The organism is Spiroplasma litorale (assembly GCF_001267155.1).
Lineage (GTDB): Bacteria > Bacillota_I > Bacilli_A > Mycoplasmatales > Mycoplasmataceae > Spiroplasma_A > Spiroplasma_A litorale.
The window spans coordinates 1,116,220-1,142,916 of record NZ_CP012357.1 but is presented as its reverse complement, the minus strand read 5'-3'; the positions used below and the strand labels follow the sequence as shown (position 1 = coordinate 1,142,916).

The 26,697-nt window shown below is 21.5% G+C and carries 21 protein-coding genes; 15 read left to right on the top strand and 6 right to left on the bottom strand.

The features are described 5' to 3' along the window. Nucleotides 1–1,463 precede the first annotated feature (1,463 nt). A complete protein-coding gene (locus SLITO_RS05385) occupies nt 1,464–1,709 on the top strand; it encodes a hypothetical protein (protein ID WP_075058737.1) in 246 nt (81 codons plus the stop codon). 47 nt (nt 1,710–1,756) lie between these two features. Then, on the top strand, nt 1,757–1,993 hold the full coding sequence (locus SLITO_RS05380; protein ID WP_075058736.1) for a hypothetical protein: 237 nt from the start codon (nt 1,757–1,759) through the stop codon (nt 1,991–1,993). A 21-nt stretch (nt 1,994–2,014) separates the two neighbouring features. Here the strand turns inward: SLITO_RS05380 and SLITO_RS05375 are convergent, their stop codons facing one another. Next, nucleotides 2,015–2,911, bottom strand: a complete 897-nt coding sequence (locus SLITO_RS05375) for a hypothetical protein (protein ID WP_075058735.1) — start codon at nt 2,909–2,911, stop codon at nt 2,015–2,017. A gap of 1,645 nt (nt 2,912–4,556) precedes the next feature. Between SLITO_RS05375 and SLITO_RS05370 the strand changes: the two genes are divergently transcribed. The 4 genes from SLITO_RS05370 to SLITO_RS05360 all read left to right on the top strand — a co-directional run bounded on the left by SLITO_RS05370 (nt 4,557) and on the right by SLITO_RS05360 (nt 9,333). Continuing rightward, complete coding sequence (locus SLITO_RS05370) at nt 4,557–4,823, top strand: hypothetical protein (RefSeq protein WP_075058734.1); 267 nt, start codon at nt 4,557–4,559, stop codon at nt 4,821–4,823. Between the two features lie 202 nt (nt 4,824–5,025). Further along, nucleotides 5,026–5,157, top strand: coding sequence for a hypothetical protein (locus SLITO_RS06195; protein ID WP_268794771.1), 132 nt, complete (start codon nt 5,026–5,028; stop codon nt 5,155–5,157). A gap of 1,523 nt (nt 5,158–6,680) precedes the next feature. Then, entirely contained in the window at nt 6,681–7,541 is an 861-nt protein-coding gene (locus SLITO_RS05365; protein ID WP_075058733.1) for a hypothetical protein, read from the top strand. Between the two features lie 628 nt (nt 7,542–8,169). After that, nucleotides 8,170–9,333 (top strand): IS3 family transposase, encoded by a 1,164-nt coding sequence (locus SLITO_RS05360; RefSeq protein WP_075058732.1) that lies wholly within the window; start codon nt 8,170–8,172, stop codon nt 9,331–9,333. Between the two features lie 385 nt (nt 9,334–9,718). On the opposite strand, the gene SLITO_RS05355 is transcribed toward SLITO_RS05360, so the two are convergent. Together SLITO_RS05355 and SLITO_RS05350 are read right to left on the bottom strand one after the other, a co-directional pair. Further along, the gene (locus SLITO_RS05355) at nt 9,719–9,919 is read right to left on the bottom strand and encodes an IS3 family transposase (protein WP_075058731.1); all 201 of its coding nucleotides are present in this window, start codon (nt 9,917–9,919) and stop codon (nt 9,719–9,721) included. A gap of 212 nt (nt 9,920–10,131) precedes the next feature. Beyond that, the gene (locus SLITO_RS05350; RefSeq protein WP_075058730.1) at nt 10,132–10,842 is read right to left on the bottom strand and encodes a hypothetical protein; all 711 of its coding nucleotides are present in this window, start codon (nt 10,840–10,842) and stop codon (nt 10,132–10,134) included. Between the two features lie 553 nt (nt 10,843–11,395). Between SLITO_RS05350 and SLITO_RS05345 the strand changes: the two genes are divergently transcribed. Both SLITO_RS05345 and SLITO_RS05340 read left to right on the top strand, forming a co-directional pair. Beyond that, nucleotides 11,396–13,051, top strand: coding sequence for a hypothetical protein (locus SLITO_RS05345; RefSeq protein ID WP_075058729.1), 1,656 nt, complete (start codon nt 11,396–11,398; stop codon nt 13,049–13,051). A gap of 193 nt (nt 13,052–13,244) precedes the next feature. After that, nucleotides 13,245–14,636 (top strand): hypothetical protein, encoded by a 1,392-nt coding sequence (locus tag SLITO_RS05340; protein ID WP_075058728.1) that lies wholly within the window; start codon nt 13,245–13,247, stop codon nt 14,634–14,636. On the opposite strand, the gene SLITO_RS05335 is transcribed toward SLITO_RS05340, so the two are convergent. Next, complete coding sequence (locus SLITO_RS05335; RefSeq protein WP_075058727.1) at nt 14,623–15,492, bottom strand: hypothetical protein; 870 nt, start codon at nt 15,490–15,492, stop codon at nt 14,623–14,625. The genes SLITO_RS05340 and SLITO_RS05335 overlap by 14 nt on opposite strands. A gap of 73 nt (nt 15,493–15,565) precedes the next feature. Here SLITO_RS05335 and SLITO_RS05330 point away from each other — a divergent pair, with 73 nt between their 5' ends. Then, nucleotides 15,566–17,527, top strand: a complete 1,962-nt coding sequence (locus tag SLITO_RS05330) for a hypothetical protein (RefSeq protein WP_075058726.1) — start codon at nt 15,566–15,568, stop codon at nt 17,525–17,527. 468 nt (nt 17,528–17,995) lie between these two features. Then, nucleotides 17,996–18,169: a hypothetical protein gene (locus SLITO_RS06050; protein WP_158500662.1), complete on the top strand. Its 174-nt coding sequence runs from the start codon at nt 17,996–17,998 to the stop codon at nt 18,167–18,169. A 410-nt stretch (nt 18,170–18,579) separates the two neighbouring features. On the opposite strand, the gene SLITO_RS05320 is transcribed toward SLITO_RS06050, so the two are convergent. Continuing rightward, nucleotides 18,580–19,581 carry an acyltransferase family protein gene (locus SLITO_RS05320; RefSeq protein WP_075058724.1) on the bottom strand — a complete coding sequence of 334 codons (1,002 nt, stop codon included), beginning with the start codon at nt 19,579–19,581 and terminating at the stop codon, nt 18,580–18,582. A 264-nt stretch (nt 19,582–19,845) separates the two neighbouring features. Here SLITO_RS05320 and rpsL point away from each other — a divergent pair, with 264 nt between their 5' ends. The 5 genes from rpsL to SLITO_RS05290 all read left to right on the top strand — a co-directional run bounded on the left by rpsL (nt 19,846) and on the right by SLITO_RS05290 (nt 26,075). Then, nucleotides 19,846–20,265 (top strand): 30S ribosomal protein S12, encoded by a 420-nt coding sequence (gene rpsL / locus SLITO_RS05315; protein WP_075058723.1) that lies wholly within the window; start codon nt 19,846–19,848, stop codon nt 20,263–20,265. Nucleotides 20,266–20,283: 18 nt separating this feature from the next. Then, on the top strand, nt 20,284–20,751 hold the full coding sequence (gene rpsG / locus SLITO_RS05310) for a 30S ribosomal protein S7 (protein WP_075058722.1): 468 nt from the start codon (nt 20,284–20,286) through the stop codon (nt 20,749–20,751). An 18-nt stretch (nt 20,752–20,769) separates the two neighbouring features. Beyond that, complete coding sequence (fusA, locus tag SLITO_RS05305) at nt 20,770–22,839, top strand: elongation factor G (protein WP_075058721.1); 2,070 nt, start codon at nt 20,770–20,772, stop codon at nt 22,837–22,839. A 96-nt stretch (nt 22,840–22,935) separates the two neighbouring features. Further along, the gene (tuf, locus tag SLITO_RS05300) at nt 22,936–24,123 is read left to right on the top strand and encodes an elongation factor Tu (protein WP_075058720.1); all 1,188 of its coding nucleotides are present in this window, start codon (nt 22,936–22,938) and stop codon (nt 24,121–24,123) included. 1,229 nt (nt 24,124–25,352) lie between these two features. After that, the gene (locus SLITO_RS05290; protein ID WP_075058718.1) at nt 25,353–26,075 is read left to right on the top strand and encodes a P-loop NTPase family protein; all 723 of its coding nucleotides are present in this window, start codon (nt 25,353–25,355) and stop codon (nt 26,073–26,075) included. A gap of 51 nt (nt 26,076–26,126) precedes the next feature. On the opposite strand, the gene SLITO_RS05285 is transcribed toward SLITO_RS05290, so the two are convergent. Continuing rightward, complete coding sequence (locus SLITO_RS05285) at nt 26,127–26,675, bottom strand: hypothetical protein (protein ID WP_075058717.1); 549 nt, start codon at nt 26,673–26,675, stop codon at nt 26,127–26,129. Nucleotides 26,676–26,697 lie beyond the last annotated feature (22 nt).

Genomic DNA, 26,697 nt, shown 5'->3' with positions numbered 1-26,697 from the left:
TTTAAATGTTGGTAGCGTTAATAATCTATATGCCTAGACTTGTATTTCTTATTTTAACTTAATGATAATATATTGATTTAATAAATTCTATTATTGTTATTTCAATATTAAAATATTTTTTAGTGTAACATCCGTGCCTTTGTATATGTAAACTTATTATTTATTAACATTCTTAAACTTGAATAAATTTCTTCAATGACTTAATGCTCTTTTAATGTTTTGTATTTAGTTATTTATTTTATGCAAACTTTTATTTTTTTATTATAAATGTGTTTTTAAATTATAAAAAACCTATCTTTATAATTTTATAATAAATAACAAATAAAAAAAGTAGAGTTGATAATACTAACAAATTAAAGAGATTTTAATATTTGACTTGCTTTTTTTTTGAACTTTTTTATAATTTAATTAGTCTTATTAATAGTGGTTTAAATAAAATAAACTTGTATTTAGTGTTGATAAAAATATGTTACTAATAATTTGAACTTTACTTTTGATTCAACTATTATATTTTTAAATTAAAGTATAGAATAGTTTCAACAATCTTTAAAATTTAGGGGTTTTGTTTTCTTTATATCTTTAATCTAATTATTGGTTGTTGGAAACTATAATTTTTGAAAGGCAACAATTAAAAAAAGTAATTGAATAAATTAAAGGATATAAATATAATTACATATTTATAAAATTATATAAGGGTGTGTTTAAATATATAAAAAACTAAAATTTGGAATTATTGCTTAGATTGTCAGAGAATACAATTTGTATTTCTTATTGTTTTTTAAATATTAAATTATTTAACAATCTAGGTAATGCTATTTTTACTATTATTTGCACACTATTATTGATTGAATAAGCCTTGATGGTTATTTTGGACACTCGCATTATTAAAAACTAAAATAATTTTAAAATAGTATTTTCTACATTTTCCTTATCGTGTATAGTCGTTCGATGAATGGCTTATTTCATCATTTAAATCCTATTTTTAATTGAGAGTATTAATGATTTATATAAAAAATTACATAATAGTATCGTTAGTATTTTTTAAATATATTTATTCTCATTTTAAAAGTATTATAATTATTTTAAGATTTATATAAATATAACATTAAATAAGAAGTTTATAAAAAATAGATATAGTCTTTAAAAAAACTTATTGTGATTGATTAAAGATATTAAAGTTATTCATAGCCTTTATTTTTTTCTTATTTTAAACCTTATTCCTTTGTTTTATTTATTTTCTATGTATTTTTTATAATCTGATCAAGATTTATCAATAATTCTATTTTATGTTAGAGTTATACAATTAGCTATTGGTGGAAACTTCTTTTTAATTGCATTATTGATGTTTATATTGATGCAAAAAATAAAGGTAGAAAACTAAAACTTATTAAAAAGTAATCTTAATATAAATGATAAAACATTGTTTTTTAAAAATAGTTTAAATTTTATATAAAGATATTGAAATGTCTTCTATTATTGACGAGTCAATAATAGCTAAAACAAGAAATTTATATGTTGATTTTAGTTCAGAAATAATAGTTTGATTATTCATATGAATATTAAAACATCATTATGGATGTAATGATAGAATTATTGTTAAAACTAAAAAAATTGGTAGTACTTTCAATGGATTAAAAATAAAAAAAGCAAAAAAATTTGATATGAACTTTCAAACTGAATCAATTGAATTCAATAAAAACATGATATAAATTTAAAAACAGATGATTTAAGAGCTCCTCTTTTCTTAACTCCAAAATTGATTGACAAATTAGTAAACGCCTCAGACCAGGATTTCGATGTTTTAAAATATAAAAATAACTTATACTATGTAAGAACTGGAATTACAAAGAGATATGCACTAAAACGAATTGGTGTAATAAGTTATGAAAATGTCAAAAGCTATAGAATTTTTAAACGAGAAATGTATAAAAAAATAATGCAAGACTTTGAATACTTAAATAATTCATTAAGTATAATTTCTGCTATTATTTAATAATCAATATACAAAATATTGTTATAGATTTTCAATAATATTTTTGATTATATTGCTATCTTTTTTAACCATTTCTTCAAATACTTTTGCACGATTATTTTTATTATAATTTTTTTGTCCGTATAAACCAAAAATGCATTCATTAAAATTTATGTTTTCTTTAATAAAACTATCTGGAGTAATTTTACCTTTTTTTGATAGTTTGTTAGTAGTGTCCATTATTAAAACATTCATAGTTAAACATATATTATTATCTATTTTATGAGATTTAACATTTTGGTAATTTTCACTTTTAAACTCATTTAGAATATCATCTAATGGTATTCTTTCATTAAAAATAATTTCTTGTCTTAATAAAATATTTTGTTCTTCTTTATCATAATAAATATTATTAAAATTAATTTTAAAATCAAAGTCTTTAAAAACAAAATTTATTTTATTATTAATATCATATGTTTTATTATTATTGAGCATAGTTAATAAATTGTATAACTCTAAACTTGCTGTTATTATATCAATATTCGATATTTTTAACTTATCATTTTTTATATATAATTCAAAAACTTTATTTCAGCTTATATTAGATATTTTTAAATCAATTTTTTTATTGTTAATTTTGCATATAAAAAAGTATAAAAAAAATAACCCATAAAATATTTCCGGTCCTAAAAGTAAATATAGATATAACGCACTGAGACTTCTATCTATATTTGTTATAAATCAAGTTACAGTAAATATTAAAACGGCAATGAGTAGCATTACAATTGTTAAAATAATTAATATTAGGTTTGTATATTTATTATTTAAACTGCATCAAATGCTTTTTTTGATTGGTAACTTTACTCTTTCCATTTCTTTATATAAAAAAGATGGCGCATCATTTGATTCGAGATTATTGATTAAATCTTTTTTTCTCATTTCTATATTTCCTCATTTCTATATTAACCTATTAAATATTTTATTTATAAATAAAAGGCGATAGTTATTATTAATTTATATTAATTAAAATTAATATATTTACACAGTACATTATTTATTACAACTAAATTAAACTTTTTATTTTAATCAATTTATACTTAAAAATATAATGATTAGATTAATGACAAATAAATACATTTCGAATAGAAATTAATCTCTAATATTTATTTGTGTTTATTATAAATTAATTATTAGTTACTTATATATGATAACATTTTTTTATATCGTTGTGAGTTTATTAAAATATAAATTATAGTACTTTTAATATTGTTTATAAATGACTAAAAGCTAATAAAACTTTTAAAAAGTTATTTGGTCAATTCTAAAAAAATTTTTCAACAACAAGTGAACCGTATCTTCATTGTTATTTAAGCGGCTAAACTTTATTAAAATATAATAACTTAACAAATAATATTGAGTAAATAGTTTTATAAAAAAATTATATATTATATGTTGTAAAATTTAAGTATTTTTATATAGTTTCTAGCTTTTTGATTAAAATACAACACTATTAAAATAGACTATTATTTTATTTTAAAATTTAGAATAGCATTCCATTTGTATGTTTATATTTTTATACATTAAAATATATGTTTATTTTTTTCAATCAATATTTAGATAAAAAATAAACATTTAAATAATCAGCATAAAGAACCTTAAAGCAACTAATAATATTTGGCATATCTTTTTATAATATGTATGTTTGAAAATTATTTATTATTACAAGAAATCAATAAAATATTTTTCAAACTCTATTACACTATTAAATTTAATTACCACACTATGCGAAGTTATAATCTTTGTATGAACCTTATAATGATTTTTTGGTGCATCACATTAAAACCAACTACAAACATTGATAAAATAGTTTTTTGTTAATTGTTTACAACATAAGATGAATTTGAATTACATATGTCTGTTTGTACAATTAAAAAATCAACTTCAAAATATTCTATTATTCTAATTACATCTTTAGTTGATTTTACAACCACTTTTTTGTTTTTTTGTTTATAAAAAATTAAAAGCTATTATATTTTTATTTGATCAATTACAAAAAAAATATACACATAACACTAAATAGGGAAAAATAAATTCTACACTAGAAAGAGGTGTAGATTTTTATATCAAAAAATTTAACTATTGAACAATGAGCGAGAATAATAAATGTATTTAAAACAGAAGGAATAATAAAGGCGGTAACTAATTACAAAAAATTAAAAGGAAAATTTATAAAATATTCTTATAATATTCAAAAAAGAATAATAATTAAAGATAACTTACTAGATAATTATGGTATGAAAAGTTTATTAATAAAAAACGAATCAGGCAGACCAAAAATAGAGATGACTCTGATATACCTGGTATAATCGATGATTTATTAAACGAGGAACAAAAAAAAGAAATTATTGAAGATTGAATTAAAATTCAACGAAATAAAAAAGATAAAAATGCATTAAAAATCTTAATTACTTTAAATATTAATATTAAGGCTAGAATATTAAAACTCCATAGAACTTCTTTTTATAAAAAACAAATTTTAAGAATTTATAAATTGGATTATTTAAGAAAAATAGTAGGAAAAATATTGATTGACTCAAAATTAATTTATGGAAGTAGAAAAATTGCTATTTTACTAGGTGAAGAAGGCATTGCAATCAACGATAGAACTTTAAGAAATTATATGATAAGATGAGGATTTTTTATTAAAACAAGAAGAAGAAAAAGAAGTCAGGAGTTAAAAAATACAAGTATAAAATTTGTGGACTTAGTAAAAAGAAATTTTAACCCTGGAATGAATAATATAATTGCAACAGATGTATCATATATTCCTGAATTTAGTAAAAGAAAATAATTTTTATCTTTTTGCAGCAATCAGTCATAAAACAAAGAAAATTGAGTCTTGGTTATTATCATATAGAAATGATTCTGAATTACTTGTAAACACAATTAAAAAAATTAATAAAACTAATTATATCTTGCATTCAGATCATGGCACTCAATATTAAAGTGTAAAAGTCCAATACTTATTAAAAAGGCTTAATTGTAAAACATTCATGAGTAGAATTGGTAACTCTCTTGACAATATAGAAATTGAATATTTCTTTGGTTGTTTAAAAGGAGAATATTTAAATCATATATCTACTTACAAAATGAGTTACAATGAAATAAATGATCATATCAATTAGTACATTAATTGGTACAACAATGAAAGAATTCAAAAAAGATTAAATTGAAAACGACAACTAGTATCAGCGTTAAAATATAATAATTGCAGAAATTTATTTTTCCCACTTTAAACTTTTGGTTTTTTTAAACCTATAATAATATCTAGAAAATAAGCTTCCATTCCAATCTTCTCTAAATTATATTTGGTAAAAAATTCTCTTAATTAAATTAGTATGACATTTAACATTAGGCTGTGTATAATTTTAATTTTTTTTACTTTATATAAATTTACAAGTTTTTTCTTCTTTAAGATCTTTGTTTTAAATATTTTTTATATAATATTAATATTACAAATCTATTAGTTTAAGCCACTTTCCAGTTCATTGATATTACAAATTGTTTTATTTGAATATCTACATTCAATTTTCAATTATATTTTTGATTTTCCTCAATATGATTTTTTTTATCTATCATTATTTACTTTAAAAAACAAACTTTCTATAAAAACATAATAGTTAATTTCAATATGTTAATATGGTTTATTTAAGGTTTTTATTTTATTATATTACTTTTTATCTATTCTTCTAATAATGAATTATAATATTAAGAAATTTAAAATTAATTTAAAATAATTACATTTTAAATTTAATGTTTACATGTAAAAAAATAACTAATAAAAAAATTTACAATTTAAATATAAAAAAATAAAATGCAAGGTCAAGTTTTTATTTGGAAAAGCCGTTTCTTCATTAAATTTAAATAAAAATTAACTAGTAATAAGTATGTAAGATTAATATATAACATTTTTTATTGAATATAATAGTTTTATTTGTTAATTACTATAAATATTTGATATATTAAACTAAAAATTAAAAACTCTGATGTAAAAAGTGAATTTTTAAAGTTTTATAATAATGTTAAAATAAGCTACAAATTTATAAATTTACTTAAATAAAAGCGAAAAATAAGAATTAATAATAGTTAAAAAATGGAGTTTTTAGTCAGATTTTCTTATAATTAATTTTTATATATAGATTAATTTCTATATTTATTGTTTAAAAATCTAATGATACTAAAATACAATTAAGGGCTTCAATAAATTTATGAAATAGTATAAATTAAACTTTTTAATTATATAAGCAGATTTGGTAACTTAAAATTAATTTATTGAGGTAAAAAAGTTAGTTAATAACTATCTAAATACGTCTTTATTAATTTTTAATTATGTTTAGAAATAATTTTCTAACAGAATATTTTATTAATTAACTAAAAAATTATTAATTATCAAATTAAGATGATAAATTAAAATAGTATTAGGGTCTATTTGAAAATAAATATTTTTAACAAACGTTAATAATTTAACAGTAAGTCAATATCAAAAGATATAATAGTATTTCAAAGTTTTTTATATATTATGTATAATTTATTTGATTTTTGTCTTAAATTTTTTAAATATAAAATATTTAAAAATTGTAAAAATCTAGATATTTTGTTATAGTTATATATAAATATGACAAAATAATAGTAGGAGTTTAATTATTAAATGACTGGAAAAGACTTTTTAATAAAAGAATTGAAAAGAGAAAAAGTGCCAAAAAAAAATAATAGTTGATTAAGTTGAAAAGAAAAATCACTGACTAAAAACACATTAGTTTTACCAATTTTAATAATTTTAATAGCGGTAGTACTATTTATAATTATTTTATTTTTTTTTAATATTCATATCGCAATTGCATCTCTATACATATGTATGTCTGTAGAATCTTCAATAACCTACATACCGATTTTAATTTTTCATATTGTATGTAAAATTAGATATACAAAAATAAATATAAAAGTACTTAAAATTAAATGGACAGAAGTATTTAAATATTATTTAAAAAACTATAAAATAGATGTTAATAAAATTGTTATTGAAAAAAGCATTTTAAAAAAATCCGATTTAATTAATCTTATTAGTAAAAATAAAACAATTGAAATTAATAATAAATTTGACTTTGTTGTTAATAATTTTAAATTTGAAATCATTTTTATTAATTTTTATTATGATAAAGAAATAAACAAAATAATATTAAAACAAGAAATAATATTTAATGAAAGAATACCATTAGATGATATTGCAAATAAATTTAAAAATAAAATCCACCAAAAAGTTCAATTTAATAAAATAGATAAAAATATACATTTAACAATTGACATTTTAATGGTTGACACAACTTACATGTTTTCAAAAAAAGGTTTTATTGTTTTAGATATACTCATTAATAAACAAGATGATTTTAATAACTCAATTTTTGGATTGTATGGGCAAAGACAATATAATAAAAAAAATTACATAGATATATTTGATGAAGCGGTTATGAATGACATAAATAACATTAAAAATATTGTTTATGACATATAATTGTTTATAAAAAATTTTAATAATTTATTTATTGCTAAAGTTTGTTTATGATACAAAAAAAGTATTAAGATGATTAAATAATAATTTACACAGTACATTTTTATAAATATAAATTATTAATGTAGTTAATTAGTTGTAAATTAATTGAAATGTGCTAAATAAAAATGAAAACATAAAGTTATTATTATATGAAAAATGTATTAAATTTAAAAGAAAATTTAATAATATGCAAATTAATTAAAATTGAAAAGTTTAAATTTTTTAATACGTTTTAATTAAAAATTAGTATAAATAATTTAAAAAGTTGTAACACTATTAAGACATAACAAAATTTAAAATAATTTTAGATTAAATACAATTTAAACAAAACAAAAAAAATTATTTTCTTTAAATCATATGATTGATTTAAAATAGTATATTCACAGTCAACCCCTAATAAATTATTTATTTCAATTTATATTGAGTATATTCTCTCATTAAATGATAACTCTAATATTTTTATAAATGATAATTAAAAAACTATAATTAATATCTAAAATAAAAATGACAGTAATGAACATCTAAAATAAAATTGACAGTAAAAAAGTACTTTTATTGTTAAAATTTTATTGAAAGGTGTTCTTTTTATATGGCAAAACAATGAACAAAAAATGAAAAACTTAATATAATTAATGAATCAAAAAAAATTGGTATTTTAAATGCGGCATTAAAGTTTGATATTAGTACTAGTACAATTAAAAGATGAAAATCAGAGGTAAAAGTTAAAGGTGAAGGAGCCCTTGAATGAGGTAGTGGAACACAAGCAAAAGGAAATATCAAAAAATTTAAATCTCATGATTGAATTTTTAAAGAACCTGATGATATGAGTGTTGAAGAATTAAGAGAGGCTTTGAAACTGGAACGAGCTTTAAAAAAGCATTTGGCGAAGACGACTAAGGAAAAGTACTTCGCCATTTTTAATATCAAGAAAATGTTTTCTATAAAATTAGCTTGTTTATATTTAAAAGTTTCAAGGTATGGATATTTAAAATGACTTAAAAACGGGAAACCAAAGTATAAAAATTATAATAGAATTTTAGCAATTAAGATAAGATGACTTTTTTACTTGTTTAAAAAAAGATATGGTTATAATATGATAACTTTATTTTTAAACAAATACTTTAAAGAAAGATTAAAACCTTGAGTTGTTTATAGATATATGAAAACAATGAGTTTAAAAGCAGCAAAGAAAAAGAAAGTTCCAAATTATGATAAATCAGGTCCATTAAGATTTGAAAATCTACTAAATAGAAACTTTAAATCTAAAAATATAAATGAAAAATGAGTAACAGATGTAACTTATATAAAAACTATTAATGGAAACGTATATCTATCTGTTATAAAGGATTTGTTTAATTCAGAAATTATTGATTGAAAGTTATCGGTTAGTCCTAATAATAAATTATGTCATACAAATTTAATAAGCGCCATTAAAAAAAGAGGTGCACCAAAGATAATCCACTCAGATCAAGGATCACCATATACAAATGAAACTTGAGAAAGATTATGTAAAACTAATAATATAAATATTTCTATGTCAAGAAGAGGAAATTCACCAGATAATGGTGCCTGTGAGTCTTTTTTTGGAACTTTTAAAAATGAATGTATATATACATATAAAGTAAAAGAACTACATCATTCAAATATTTATAAAATTATCTCAGACTATATAGATTTTTATAATTATGTTAGACCTTCATTAAAACATAAAAAAACTCCATACGAAATTCGTATGGAGAAAGTATCTTTTTAATGTCAATTTTAATTGACAATTTCATAAAGAGTGTTTTTAATTTTTATATTTTACTGAAACTCCTTAATTTTATATGAAAAAAACGAATATAAAAAGAAAACCTTAATATGATTTAAAAAAACAATTATAAATAAACATAAAAATTTTAAGTTAGAAAAGTAAGATTAAAATGTTAAATCAGAGATAAAATTTAAAGGGGATGGCGCTATTGAATAAGGTAGTTAAATCAAAACAAAAAGAAAATATAAAAAAAATTAAATTTCATCATTTTATTTTTAAAAACCTATTAATATAGGCATAGAACAATTAAGAGAAACTTTGAAATTGAAATATCATTAAAAAATCATTTGGGAAATTAAACTGGAAAAAATAAATTCTACAATTATTATATTTTAATGCGGACACTAGTTAGCGTTTTTCAATTTAATGTTTTTTGAATTCTTTCATTGTTGTACCAATTAATATGATCATTTATTTCATTGTAACTCATTTTGTAAGTAGATATATGATTTAAATATTCTCCTTTTAAACAACCAAAGAAATATTCAATTTCTATATTGTCAAGAGAGTTACCAATTCTACTCATGAATGTTTTACAATTAAGCCTTTTTAATAAGTATTGGACTTTTACACTTGAATATTGAGTACCATGATTTGAATGCAAGATATAATTAGTTTTATTAATTTTTTTAATTGTGTTTACAACTAATTCAGAATCATTTCTATCTAATAATCAAGACTCAATTTTCCTTGTTTTATGACTGATTGCTGCAAAAAGATAAAAATTATTTTCTTTTACTAAATTCAGGAATATGATACATCTGTTTCAATTATATTATCCATTTCAGGGTTTAAATTTCTTTTTATTAAGTCCACAAATTTTATACTTGTATTTTTTAACTCCTGACTTCTTCTTCTTCTTTTAATAAAAAATCCTCATCTTATCATATAATTTCTTAAATTTCTATCATTGATTGTAATGCCTTCTTCACCTAGTAAAATAGCAATTTTTCTACTTCCATAAATAAATTTTGAGTCAATCAATATTTTTCCTACTATTTTTTTTAAATAATCCAATTTATAAACTCTTAAAATTTGTTTTTTATAAAAAGAAGTTCTATGGAGTTTTAATATTCTAGCCTTAATATTAATATTTAAAGTAATCAAGCATTTTAATGAATTTTTATCTTTTTTATTTCGTTGAATTTTAATTCAATCTTTAATAATTTTTTTTTTTTTTTGTTCCTCATTTAAATCATCGATTATACCAGGTAATATCAGAGTCATCTCGTTTTTTGGTCTGTCTGATTCGCTTTTTCTTAATAAACTTTTCATACCATAATTATTTAGTAAATTAGCTTTAATTCTTATCATTTTTTGAGTATCGTAAGAATATTTTATAAATTTTCCTTTCAATTTTTTGTAATTAGTTACCGCCTTTAGTATTTCTTCTGTTTTAAATACATTTATTATTCTCACTCATTGTTCAATAGTTAAATTTTTTGACATAAAAAAATCTACACCTCTTTCTAGTGTAGAATTTATTTTTCCCTATTTAGCGTTATGTGTATTTTTTTGTAATTAATCAAATAAAAATATAATAGTTTTTAATTTTTCATAAACCGAAAACAAAAAAGTGGTTATAAAATCAACTAAAGATGTAATTAGAATAATATAATATTTTGAAGTTGATTTTTTAATTGTACAAACATACATAAATACTTCAAATACATCTTATGTTGTAAAAAATTAATTAAAAAATTAAAAAAGAAACTGTTTTATCAATGTCTTAATCGATTTTAAAGCAATACACTCATTAGTCTTTAAAAGGTTGATCAAAGATTGTGACTTCGCCGAGTATGGAAATAAATTTAATAGTGTAATAGACTTTAAAAAACTTTTTCCAGATATATTTTAATAATAAATAATCTTTATATATATTAAATATATGAAAACCTATTTAAAAAATTTCCAAAAAATAATAATTTTAAAAAAATTTAGTTAATAAAGCTATTATATAAATTTATTAGTTTATAATTATAAAGAAAGGTAAAAGTATAAAATGAAAAGAAAATACAAAATATCTTTATCTATAATCGGAAGTTTAACTTTGGCAACGTCTAGTTTGATAACAACTTTTATGGTTATATCAAATTTTAAAAAAGAATCTAAAAAATATTCAAATAATTATACTTACACATCAGAAAATGATATTTTAGATAGTTTTAACAAGGCAAAAATTCCATCATTTTTAACTGAAGAATACATTAATTCTACAAAAAATGATTTATTTAAAAAAAGTGGGGAAAAAGATTTTTTATATTGTGTTACTAGTGTACAAAACGAAATTTCAATGAGAAGAATTTTAAGTTCTTATTCTATAGAAAATTTAAATAAAGATATTAATTATATAAAGAACATCTTAATAAATGATGTTGAAACTTACATTAGTAAATTTAATAAAGATTATTCAAAGTATGATTATCTAAAGTCATTATATGTAAAAAATAATTTGTCATCTTGAAGTAATTTAAATAATGTCGTTAAGTACGATTTAATTAGTAGTTATATAGAATCTTTAAATAACAGCTTAGAAAGTTTAGATAATTTATATGCTATAAAAAAAATTATTTTACTAAAAGAAAAAAATGATTTAATATCAAAAATAAATTTAAATAATAACAATATTTTAAACATAAAAAACTCTATAAAAAATATTAATGAAAAATCTATTGAATTACAAAGGCAAATCAACTATATTACAGAGAAGCAGAAAACAATAAATAACTTTGATAAAATTGAAATGCAATGAAACACAGTAAATGCATATTATATTTCTGCCACAACCCTTGCTTCAGTAGCTATCGCTTCAAGTGTATTAGCTTTAATACCTTTATTTGGAGCGGTCGCACTTGGTGTTGGAACAGCCGCAGCCGCAGCCGCAGCAGGATTAACAGTTGCTTTAAATCAAGAATTAACTAGTTTAGCAATAGAAATAGAAAATAACTATAGATGAAACGATAAAGGAATTGAAGATATTGGTCGTGTTGCAAAGGTAATTTACGAAGCTATTGCTTTAACTAAACTTTTAATAAAAAAATTACAAAAATCAACTAATCTCTCATTAACAGCTAGATTCCCTTTGATGATCAAAGCATTAGCACTTATTACTATATTCACAGCTGCATTTCAAATTTATGAAACTACAAAAAATTATATAGAAATTAGAAATGCTAAAAACTCGTATATTTCAACTATGCAAAATACTTTACATGATGAATTAAATAAATACAAAGATGAAAAAATAAAAGAAATAAAAAATCTTGATAATGATAGTTTTTTAAAAAATAATCAAATTATAAAATTAGAGAATGAAAACAAGAGTTTATCTAAAATTTTAAGTGAAAAAAACGAAAATATTAAATCTCTAGAATTGAGTAGCACTCTGTATGAAAATAGTTTTTCAGTATTACCAATATCTATAATAAAAATAGATAAAGATAAATTGTTAAATAAATACAAAGATGAAAATATAAGTTCACTGTATGAAAAATATTCCTATTATAAAGAAAAACTAAGTGAATCAAATTTAAAAAGATTATCAAAATCATTAGAATTTAAAAAAAATTATAATTATGATGATAGAAACTACTGGATAAATTTAATCGATATTTCTATTGAACCATCTTTAAATACTGCAATTGCAAATTTAGATTAATAATGTATAAAACAGGATTACTTAAAAAAAATTTAATTTGTTTTTTATAAATAAACATACATAATAAAATATACAAATCATAATTTTAAACTCAACATTAATAAAAAACATTTAAATTTATAAAATCCATCTAACATATTTTTTTTACTAAAAAATAAAATTTATTAATATAGAATATATGAAAAGGATGAAAATGAAAAATAAATATTTTAAACAAATAAAGTTTGCATTTTTTTCACAAGTATATTTTGAACTTAATAAAAAAAGTGATTTTATAATAATTTATAAATATTGGTGAAAAAATATTATTGTTCAAGTTTATGTTTACTTTGATGTTTATTTTATAATATGTACAATAGGTAGTGGTATTACAAATGCAAGTATGGCAACAACTTATATATTAAATACATTTAAAAATATTAAATCTATCATTGAATTAGATATTATTGATGAGAAAATTTGTAACTTCAATTCAAAAGAAAAATTTTATTACTCAATAAATTTTAGTTACATAAATGTAGATTATTCAAAATTTTATAATACAGACTATAATCAAATATTTGAGGAAAAAAAATTTTTTAAATCAAATGATTTTAAAAATATTATTAATTATTTTAATAATTATAAAAAAATAAATATAATTTCAAGTGACACTTTTTCAATAAAACAAAAAAACAACTCCAAAATATTAGATCTTATTTGTTCCTCTATTTCCCAAATATCTCATAAATACAATGTTAATTTTATTTCTTTTAAAAATAGTGGTAACTGCTTTCCAATTAATTTAATAAACTCAAAAAAATTTATAGACTATGTTTACTGTATTGATAATTTTAAGTTAATGTTTTTTAAAGTTTTCATATACTTTGGTAGTAATATAAAATGGAATGTTAATTTACTTACAAAAGATAATTTGGAATTTATAAATGAAATATATTATTTTGATAAAGATTTCATAAATTTTATTAAAAAAAACAAGTGCACAAAAATTGAAAATTTATCTAATAATGAAATATTAGTTAATTTTGCAAAAAAGAAAAACCTTTCAATTTTGTTAGATGTTAAATATGATTCTAAAAAATATGTTGAAAATGATTTCTATAACTTCATAGTAAACAAAATTTATACACAAGATAACTGAAAAAACTCAATAAAAGTAAATTCGATATCTTTATTGCCAACAAAAATCAAATTATCATTGGAAAATGAGACATTGACAAGACATATCAATATTCTTTTTAAAATTATTATAAATAATTCCAAAAAGAATATTGATAATATTCAGAGTTTTTTTTTAAAGTACGAAATTAATACATCTTTTGTTTTAAAAAATCTTTTAAACAATGAACTAATTGATAATCCAAAGTTGTGCAGATCTTTCTATATTTTAAATATTTTAGATAAATTAAATTCAAAACTTAAATATGAAAAAATTAGCTTTAAAAATTTAAAAATATATTTTTATTTTAATAATAATGGAATTTTCGATATTATATGTGCAATTATTAATATAAAAAATGGCAGATTATATATTAAATTAGGAAAAAAAATAATGGATATAAACTTTAAAATTAAATATATTTAAAATTAAATATGAATTTTAAATATTTAAATTGTAAACCATTTTTTTTGATAGTAATAATAATTTTTATAAAAAGCATTAATAAAAAGAAAAATCAACTAATCGGTAAAATAATAATTAAAAAAATAAAATTTAAATAACTATTATAAATATATTTTTTAAATTCAACAATATAAAAACTGTATGATAGAATTTTGTTTTTTCTTTCCTTAATGCTTATTACGTCAGAAATTATAAAATTGGAATTATTAAACAAATTAATGTTCTCGTTTAATTGCTTTAAAATTAATTGCTCTAAAGTATCCAAAAATAAATAAACAGAGTTATATAAAAAGTTGTAGTAACTATCCTTTTCATTAATTTCATATCAATAATTTTTATCTATTAAAGATTCCTTTTCATTTAATTTTTTTAACATATAAAAATTATCATATTCATAATTTATTAAAAAATCATTATTATAAAGTAATTTGTTACTAAAAAATTTCAAATAATTTATTGGTAAATTAATCAAACTTAAATAGTAATAATATAAGTCATTACTATAATTAATTGGGTTTAAAGATATAAAATCCTTTCATTTTTTTAGATTATAAACACCTATGCCATTCTTAACACTAAATATTGTTTTTTTGTTAATATTACCAAATATTAAACTCAAATATTCTTTATTATTTTCATAATTTATTAAATATTTATTTTTTTCAATAAAAGTATTCATAAGATTTTTAATTTCTATATTTAAATAATTCATAGAATAATTTATACCAAAAAAAGATAAATATGTTGATGAAATCATAAAAATAAAATTTAATATCATTAATGAAATAAGGCTTAATGCGAGCAAAGAATTTTTCATATTGTTTCCTATTTTTAAATTCTATAATAATTTTATTATATATTAATGTAATATATAAGTGAGGTTTTATTTAATGAAAAAACTAGTTGTAAATTTGGCGTTATTAATATTTTTGTCAAGTACTATTAATGTTTATTCTTGTTCTTTTATAGATGAAAAAGAAGGTTTTTTTGAGGAGAATAAAAATAAAGTCGATTTATTATCGATTGAAAATAAAATACCAGAACCTAAACCATTATCTAAAAAAGAAATATACAAAAAAAATATAATAAAAATAATAAACGATGAGTTTAAAATGTTGGTTTTTGATATAGATTATACAATTAGCTGAAGCAATGATAATGATTTTTTTGAAGTTGGGGATGAAGCAATAATATTTGCAATAAAAAACTCTAATTTGTTATACGCAACAAGACCTATAATAAAAGTTGTAAATTACATAAGTTTAAATAATTTTCTTGAAGAATTTGAAAATTTTAAACCAAAAACTAATGAAAACATTAATGATTCAATAAATTATTTATCCTTAAAAATTGAAGAAACAATACTAAATACAATATATAAAGTTGACTTTGAAATAAAATATAAATCAAAGCTCAATGATGTATGAAGCAAAAACGATATAATATATGTTAATAGTGTAAATGATTCCAAAATATTAAAAGGATTTATACAATATAAAATATACTTGCTTGATATAAACACTATAGATTATAAGGATATTTACCCTAGGCAAAACCAAAATAAAAATACAGTAGTTAAAAAAATAATAAACAAAATTTCTAAGTATTCAAAATACTCAAAACTAAATGTTGACTATTATATAGATTTCAAATTTGACCAAGACATTTTAAAAGATGGTAATATTGTTTCTTTACGCCCAGATAAAAATTCAAGATATCTAACAGGTATAAAAAAAGATTTTTTAATAAAAACCTTTAATTTGAACGAAATTAAAGATAAGTTTCTTGAATTAAATAACAACTTTAATGTATCAGTTTTTGATATAAAAAATGATATCAATAAACTTATTAAAGAATATGTACCAGATTCTTTAATGGACGTTGATTATACAATAAAATTAAATAACTCATTCTCAATATTGTATCCTAATACTGTTATAGAAATCAATCCAATTAGTACTTCTGAATGAATTTCTGGTAAGGAAATTAAATTAATAACGCCAAAAATTGATTTAAGTTACATTGAAAATGATATATTAAATATTGAAGTATTAATAGGAAAAACAACAAAAGAGGAATTTAATAAAAAAATTTATGAAATTTTATCTAATAATTTTAAAGAGTCAAGTATTATTGATGAACTTCAAGTAAAATATTCAAAAAACTTTGAATTTATAGTTGGTGAGGAAAAGATAGAAATAGAACCATCTAAGGATTCTAAATTATTTTTACAAAATAATAAAAAAATAAAAATTTTAACAAATAATTTAAACGCTATTGATGTAAAAAAATTTATAGATAATTTAGTTTTAAATGAATCTGAATCGTCTATTAAAATAGAAGCGGGTATTGAAAAAAATGAAGTCAAAAAAATAATAAATAGTGTTCTAAAAGCGAACTCTAAATTTGAAGTATTAAATGAAGGTATAGATTATAAAATACATTTTGATGATCCTTATAATGGAATTTATTTAAAAGCTGGTGAAAATGTTATTTTTAAAGTAATTAATGGATCTAACTTATTATCTGGAGATTCATTTAATTATGTAACAAAAGATTTCGATATAAATAAATTGAATAATATTTTAAGTGAAATTGATGTTAAAGTTGGTGATTGTAAAAATTCATTTCTAAATAAAATAAAAAATAAATTAGAATTAAAAACGCCATTTATCAATTTTGAAAATGATATTGATATAAAATTTAATCTAAAAGTAGATTCAAGATTTAATAATAGGGATGAAGATTGTGAATTAATAAATGAAAATGAAGTAATAGAGTTTATAATCAAAAAAGATTCATCTATTTCAAGGGAGAAACAATCCTTTTATATATATCCAAAAAATATATAAATTCAATCAATAAAGTTTAAAAAAACTATATGGTACATTAATAATAAAACCCAAATATAAACATTAACATTTATTTTATGTAATAGACTTAATGAAAACCCTTTTTATTAAGTTTTAGTTTAATATAAATTTTCTTTTTACTTGGTTAAAATATAGTTTAAATATATTTATTTTATTTATAAACTCTTTTAAATTTATGTATCTTTTAAGCAAATTTTTAAATATTCAACACTATAAAAAAATATTTTTTAAAAAAGAATATACAACAATAAAAATACCAATAATATGTATGATATTTGCTTTTTTTATTATATATATTATTAAAGATTAGTTCTTTTTACAATTAATCAATAAAAATTATTTTCAAATTCTACGATAGTATTAAATTTAAATACCATGCTCTATGATTAAAATTAAATGAATTAGAACAAAACAAAAAAGTTTTTTTTATTATATAATATTATAGAAATGTTTAGAAACTTAAACGTTTCCAAAGAAGATAAAAAAGTTATTAAAAATTATATATATGATTCATTGCTTTCAAGTAATGTTTTTGTCTTTAGAAAAGATTCAAAAACAAAATCTAGCAATAATAGTGATTTTGAATTAAGTAAAAAATGAACGAAAATAAGAAATTATTAGATGAAAATAAAGAAGTTATTCGAGATTTAAAAGAAAAGATGTTGAAATGGTTTCAAAATAATCATATCCTGGACATTCAGAATGAAATTCGATATTCTTTGATGAATTGTACACACACAACGGTAGAATATAATGAAAACGGAGACCCAATTGTACAAAAGTAATTCTCATTGTATGCAACGAGAACAAAGCAATATTTTCAAATATATAAAGAAAAAAATATGCAAAAATTAGAGTACATAGTGAATCAATCACATTTTTGAAATTTAGCACTAACATACAATTTAGATTATAAGCGTTTTCATATTGATGCAAAAAATGGTTATAGTTATGAATATAAAAATACTACTTTGATGTTAAAGGTATGTCTGAAAGAAATTAAAAGTAAAAAAAATAATTCTATCGTGGAATTATTTTTTTTGATCAATCGCTTTAATCGCTTTATTTTTATTAATTATTTTAAAATATATTAATAACATAAGTTTATTTGTATACTTAGTTGCATAGTTCATTGGGTATATAATTATTGCGCAAAATATAAATATAACTAAAGAAGTGCTTAATAATAAAATTAAAAGTATTAGATTGCTATTTAAATTACTAATCAAAGGATATAAATATTTTAATAGTTTTTCAAAAAATGAATAATGAAATAAATAAATAGGTAGTGCTAGCATTCCTAAAAAATTATATATTTTTTTATTCTTTATATTTAGGTTGTTAAATATAGTAAATATTGCAATTGCTAAAACTAGAACGTGTGGACCAACTGGTGAGTCATCGACATAATTAGTAATTGCAAAGATTATTATTTCACAAAGTGTCATTAATAAAATATATGCATATGAACAATTTAACCTAATTTTTAGACTTACGTCATTTTCGTGTTTTTTTAATCAAGTACCTACAAAATAGCCACAACTTAAATATAAAACATTGCCAGCAGATGGCGGGAAATCATATTTTATTCTTGATAAAGAATAAAATATGATAAATAGTACAACTATAAAAAATAAAAGCTGTCTTTTAGTCAAACTTTTTGAAATTATATTAAAAATTGGACCAAGTATGTAAACTGGAATCATAGATCATAAGTATCATCATCTTGATCCACCTTTTAAAATTGATTTAAACTCAAAGCTATTGTTATCAATATTTAAAAGAGTTTCTACTCCTAAAAAAAGTAAATAGTAATAAAGACATGTTATTATATAGTACACTCCTCTATTTTTTGTATTATTAAAAGACATATAACCAGTTATAATTATAAATACTGGTATAGGAACCTCCGCAATTGGTGCAAATACTACATATAACCATGTAGGTCATAATTCTTTAATACCACCAACATGAAAAAAAACTACTGCGAGCGCACATAAAAACCTTAATATTTCAATACTGGACTTTCTCATAAGTACCTCATAATATGTGTTTTTTAAAACTCATAAAAACTATTTCAATATATCTTAATTTTAAACCATATTTTATATTTATAAGTTATATTTCATTGGTTTAATAACAAACTCTTAAAAGAAAATACTTTATTTTAAAATATTACAATTAGAGAATAATTTTAATCAATATTTAAAAAAATATAGAAAGTTGTTAAAAACAAGTATATAATTACTTTTGTGTAACATAGAAAACACTCGGTATTGTGGAAAGGAGGATACTTAATGGCTACAATTAACCAATTAGTTAGAAAACCAAGAAAAGCTAAATCCTGAAAAACTAAAGCTCCAGCTTTGAATAGAGGAGTTAATACTTTATTAAAAAAAGTAACTAAATTATCATCTCCTCAAAAAAGAGGAGTATGTACAAGGGTTGCGACTATGACCCCTAAAAAACCTAACTCTGCGCTAAGAAAATATGCAAGGGTTAGATTAACAAATGGTATGGAAGTTACTGCATATATACCTGGAGAAGGACACAACTTACAAGAACATAGTGTTGTTTTGATACGTGGTGGAAGGGTTAAAGACTTACCTGGGGTTCGTTACCATATAATAAGAGGAACACTTGATACAACAGGTGTTAATAAAAGAATGCAAAGTCGTTCACTTTACGGTGCTAAAAGACCTAAAGAAAAAAAATAGTTAGAAAGGAGAAATACAATGCGTAAACATCAAGCAGAAAAAAGAGACGTACTACCTGATCCAATTTATAATTCAAAATTGGTTACTAAGGCCGTTAATAAAATTATGTTAGATGGTAAAAGAGGAACAGCTCAACATATTTTATATAAAGCTTTTGAAATTATTCAAGAAAAAACAAAGGTAAGTCCAATCGAAGTTTTTAATAAAGCTATTGAAAACATAAAACCTCATTTAGAATTAAAAGTTAGACGTATTGGGGGAGCTAACTATCAAGTTCCAATCGAAGTTTCTAATGAAAGAAAAGTAACACTTGCATTAAGATGATTAATAAACTATGCAAGACTTAGAAACGAAAAAGAAATGATTGATAGATTAGCAAACGAAATAATTGATGCATCAAATGGAGTTGGTGGATCAGTTAAAAAACGTGAAGATACTCATAAAATGGCTGAAGCAAATAAAGCTTTTGCTCATTATCGTTGATAATTTTAAGGAGGAGCATTTATGCCAAGAGAATATAGTTTAGATAAAACAAGAAACTTTGGTATTATGGCTCACATTGATGCGGGTAAAACTACAACAACAGAACGTATTTTATTCCACACTGGTAAAATTCATAAAATTGGTGAAACTCACGAAGGTGAATCACAAATGGACTGAATGGCACAAGAACAAGAACGTGGTATAACAATTACATCTGCTGCAACTACTGCATTTTGAGCAGACCATAGGTTTAATATTATTGATACTCCTGGTCACGTTGACTTCACAGTTGAAGTTGAAAGATCTTTAAGAGTATTAGATGGTGCTGTTGCTGTTCTTGACGGACAAAGTGGTGTTGAACCACAAACTGAAACAGTTTGACGTCAAGCAACAACATATAGAGTACCAAGAATAGTTTTTGTAAATAAAATGGATAAAACAGGGGCTGACTTTATTTACTCTGTTAAAACAATTGGTGATAGATTAGGAGCTAAAGCTGCTCCAATACAATTACCAATTGGAGCTGAAGATAATTTTTCAGGTATTATTGATTTAGTTGAAATGAAAGCATGACACTTTGATGGTGCTGCAGAAGAAATTGCAAAACCAATTGATATACCAAGTGAATTACAAGCACAAGCAGAAGAATTAAGAGCTCAATTAGTTGAAGTTGCAGTTGAATATGATGAAGAATTAATGATGAAATTCTTAGATGGTGGAGAAATCACAATCGATGAACTAAAAAGAGCAATCCGTAAAGGTGTTATCTCAGCTGAATTCTTCCCAGTTTTAGCTGGATCTGCATTCAAAAATAAAGGTGTTAAATTATTATTAGATGCAGTTGTTGCATATTTACCATCACCTTTAGATGTTCCATCAATTAAAGGTGAACTACCAAATGGAACAGAATCAGAAAGACATTCAACAGATGATGAACCATTCTCTGCATTAGCATTTAAAATAATGACTGACCCATTTGTAGGAAAACTTACATTCTTTAGAGTTTATTCTGGAGTTTTAAATAAAGGTAGTTATGTATTAAACGCTACAAAAGATAAAAAAGAGCGTGTTGGACGTTTATTAAGAATGCACGCAAACAATAGAGAAGAAATTGAAGAAGTGTATGCTGGAGATATAGCAGCAGCTGTTGGTCTTAAAGATACAACAACTGGTGATACATTATCTGATGAAAAAAATCCAATTATACTTGAATCAATGATCTTCCCAGAACCAGTTATTCACTTAGCTCTTGAACCAAAAACAAAAGCTGATCAAGAAAAATTAGGAATTTCTTTAAATAAATTATCAGAAGAAGATCCAACATTTAGAACATATACAGATGAAGAAACTGGTCAAACAATTATTGCTGGTATGGGTGAATTGCACCTTGATATTATTGTCGACAGATTAAAAAGAGAGTTTAAAGTCGAAACTAATGTTGGTGCACCTCAGGTTTCATATAGAGAAACTATTAAACAATCAGCAAAAGTTGAAGGTAAATATGTAAAACAATCAGGAGGACGTGGTCAATATGGACACGTTGTGATTGAATTTGAACCAAATCATGATAAAGGATTTGAGTGAGTTGATAAAATTGTTGGGGGTAAAATCTCAAAAGAATATATCAATGCTGCAAAATCTGGATTAGAAAACGCATTACAAAATGGTGTGCTTGCTGGATTCCCAATGATTGATGTTAAAGCAACAATTGTTGATGGATCATATCATGATGTTGACTCAAGTGAAATGGCTTATAAAATTGCAGCTTCATTAGCATTAAAAGAAGCTGCAAAAAAAGTTAACCCAGTATTATTAGAACCAATAATGTCAGTTGAAGTAACTGTACCAGATGAATACTATGGAGATGTTATGGGTAACATATCATCAAAACGTGGTTTAATTGAAGGTTCTGAACAAAGAGGTAATGCTCAAACAGTAAAAGCAAAAGTACCATTATCAGAAATGTTTGGTTATGCAACTGAATTGAGATCATTTACTCAAGGTCGTGGAAATTATACAATGATGTTTAGTCACTATAATGAAGCACCAAAAAATATCTCAGAAGAGATAATTAAAAAGTCTCAAAAATAATAAAAACTTAAAATAAAATATTATTGTATTTTATACAAAATCAATTAAAATTAATATGACATTTTAAAAAATTAATTATGAAAGGAATTGAATATTATGGCAAAAGAAGCATTCGACCGTAGTTTACCCCACGTTAATATCGGAACAATTGGTCACGTTGACCACGGTAAAACTACTTTAACTGCTGCAATTACTAAAGTTTTAGCAGCAAAAGGTGGAGCTGAATTTAAAGATTACGCAAATATTGATAACGCACCAGAAGAAAGAGAACGTGGTATTACAATTAATACATCACACGTTGAATATAAAACAGATAAAAGACACTACGCACACGTAGACTGTCCAGGTCACGCCGATTATGTTAAAAACATGATTACAGGTGCTGCACAAATGGATGGGGCTATCTTAGTTGTTGCTGCAACTGATGGACCTATGCCTCAAACTAGAGAACACATCTTACTTTCAAGACAAGTTGGAGTTCCAGCAATCGTTGTATTTTTAAATAAATGTGACATGGTTGATGATCAAGAACTAATTGAACTTGTTGAAATGGAAGTTAGAGAATTATTAAGTCAATACGAATTTGATGGAGATGGAGCACCAGTTATATATGGTTCAGCTCTTGGAGCATTAAATGGTGATGCAAAATGAGTTGAAAAAGTTGAAGAACTAATGAACGCAGTTGATGCATATATCCCAACACCAGTTCGTGATAAAGAAAAAACTTTCTTAATGCCTGTTGAAGACGTTTTCACAATTACAGGACGTGGAACTGTTGCAACTGGTAGAGTTGAAAGAGGAGTTATTAAAACTAATGATGAAGTTGAAATCGTTGGTTTAGTAGAAGAAAGAAAAAAAGTTGTTGTTACTGGATTAGAAATGTTTAGAAAATTATTAGACTATGCAGAAGCTGGAGATAATGTTGGAGCACTATTAAGAGGTGTTGATAGAAACAATATCGAACGTGGACAAGTTCTTGCAAAACCAGGAACAATTAATCCTCATACAAAACTTGTAGCATCAGTTTATGCTTTAACTCAAGAAGAAGGTGGACGTCACAAACCATTCTTTAACAAGTATAGACCACAATTCTATTTCCGTACAACAGACGTTACTGGGGAAGTTCACTTACCACAAGGAACAGACATGGTTATGCCTGGAGACAACGTTGAATTAATTATTGAATTAATTAAACCAATTGCTGTTGAACAAGGTACAAAATTCTCAATTAGAGAAGGTGGAAGAACAATTGGTGCTGGTACAGTTACTGGTATTGAAAAATAGTAATTTAAAAAATAGAAAAATACACTTAAAGCAAGTGTATTTTTTTATTTTTTTTAAGTATTTAATAAAAATAAATTTTATATTAAAAAATAAAAATTAAAAATAAATCAATATAAATATATCTAAAAGTATAAATTATAATATTTATGTAAGTACAAACTTACCTTATTAATTAAATTAATTAATAAAATATTAATCTAAATATTTTTAACAGAAAGGCATATTTAATGACACTAAGAAATAAAAATTTTTATTTACTTCTTTTGTTATTGTTGTTATCTATATTGAGTATTGCTGTAAATATATTTTTTGGATGTATTTTACATATAATTAATTATTTTAGTATATCTAACCCAATGATATATTTGAAAAACAATATATTAAATATTATATTCGATGGAATAGCAACAATAATTTTATTTATTAGTTTGATGTTTTGGATTTTATTATATAAAAATAAATTTGAGAAGTTTTTGTATACTTATATATTTATATTATTTTTAGGAATAACAATTAACTTATTTCTAAATAATATTATATATAGTGAAATAAATGCAGTAAAAATTTTAGTTAGCGGTTTGATTTTTATAACTATAATATTAACAATATTAAATCATTTAAGATTAATTGGTTTAAATATTGAAACAAGATTAAAAATTCAAACAACTTTAGCAAACACATTACTAATTTTTACCTCTATATTATTCATAATAAAAAAAATTGTAAATATACATTTAAATAATTACAACTTAATAAATTACATTTTAGCTAATGTTTTTATATTTGTTTCCTTTATATCTTTGATCATCTCATTATTATATTTTATTAAACCAAACATATGATTCCCACTATCATCATTATTTTTAATAATTGTATTTTTAGCTTTAAGTCCAATTAATTTTATTATTTTGATTGGTACAACACTAATATTGATCTATACAATAACACTAAAATATAAAAATATTAAGTTTAAAAAAAGTTATCAAACTTTAAACATATAAATATTTATTAAAAATACTGTTGAAATTAATTTCAATTTATAAAATTAATTGCACTATGTTTAATAAACAAATATTATACTTAAATATTGATTATAATATTTATGTAAGAAAATCTTACATAAATGATAATCTTCATTTTTTTAAATTCATTGAACATAACTTAAAAAATTAATATAAAAATTAAAAGTTTATCTTTTATTTTTTATATTGATTTAGAAAGGTGCTATTATGACAAACAAATTTAAGTTTCATAAAAAAAATAATAAAAAACAATTATCATATGATTCATATGACATAGAATATGATATTTCTAATAAACCTATTATTGAAATTGTAGGGAATAACAAATCTGGATATACAACTAACACAAAAGCAATTTTTAATGAACTTAAGATTAATGCAAATAAAAAAATTATTAATATAAATAAAAATTCAAATAATTTTATAAACTATAATTATTTAAACAATAACATCCTGCCTTTAAATATGAAAGTTAATAAGTACATTAAACAAATATGTTCTAATAATATTAATAAAAAACAAAATATTAAAATACTAAAAAACTTATTAAGTTATATGAATATTAAAAAACATACTAGAAAAAAAATTAAAAACCTTACATTTCAACAAGCTAGACAAGTCATAATTGCTTGCACATTGATAATAGAATTAGATCATAATTTAGAAAGAGAAATTAATTTAAAAGAGAATTTATATTTAAAAAATATACTTGTAAATATAATTAAGGCAATAAAAAAAGAAGAAAAAACAATTATTATTGCAAGTCACATATCTAATGATGCCCATGAAATAAACAATTACTTAATTTTAGTAGAGTTTGGGAATATTTTACATATATCTAAGCTCATTAAAAATCAAAATATAATAAACTTATATAATAAAAAAATAAAAAACCAAAACCCTGAAATTAATAATTTACAAATTGTTTAAGGTTAATTATTCTAAATAAAAAAAATGGTTATTTAACCATTTTATAAAATGTTATTCTGCAGGTATTGTTACTTCTATTTTAAAGTCTTTTGAAAATTTTGTTGACATTTTTCCAGTTTCTGCATTTGCTTCCATTTCAACTTTTATAACTGCTAAATTAAATTTACTTTCACCTTTAGTTCCTTTTATTGTCATTAGGTATGCAACCAATTTTGTACCTTCTTGACCGATTTTAAGGTCTCCAGTTTCGTTATAGATTTCATTTACTTCATCAATGAAAGCCTTTCCGCCTGTACCTAAAAATGATGATATTACTGTACCTTCAATTTGAATGCCACCATATTCTTCGCTAGTTGTATCTTTATAATCTGAAGCTAACTTTGAAGCTTCTGTTTGTAAAGGTTTTCCTTCAGTGCCAATTTTAGTATCTTCTTTTTTTAATAATTCAACAATGTCAGAATCTTTTTTACCTTCTTTATAAGTTAAGGGTTTTGAGTTATCTTCAGTAGTTGTATCTCCACATGAAACTACATTTGCTGATAAGATTGCACTTGATGACATAAGACCAATTGCTCCAAATAAAGTTAATAATTTTTTCATATATTCCTCCTATAGCTTTTGC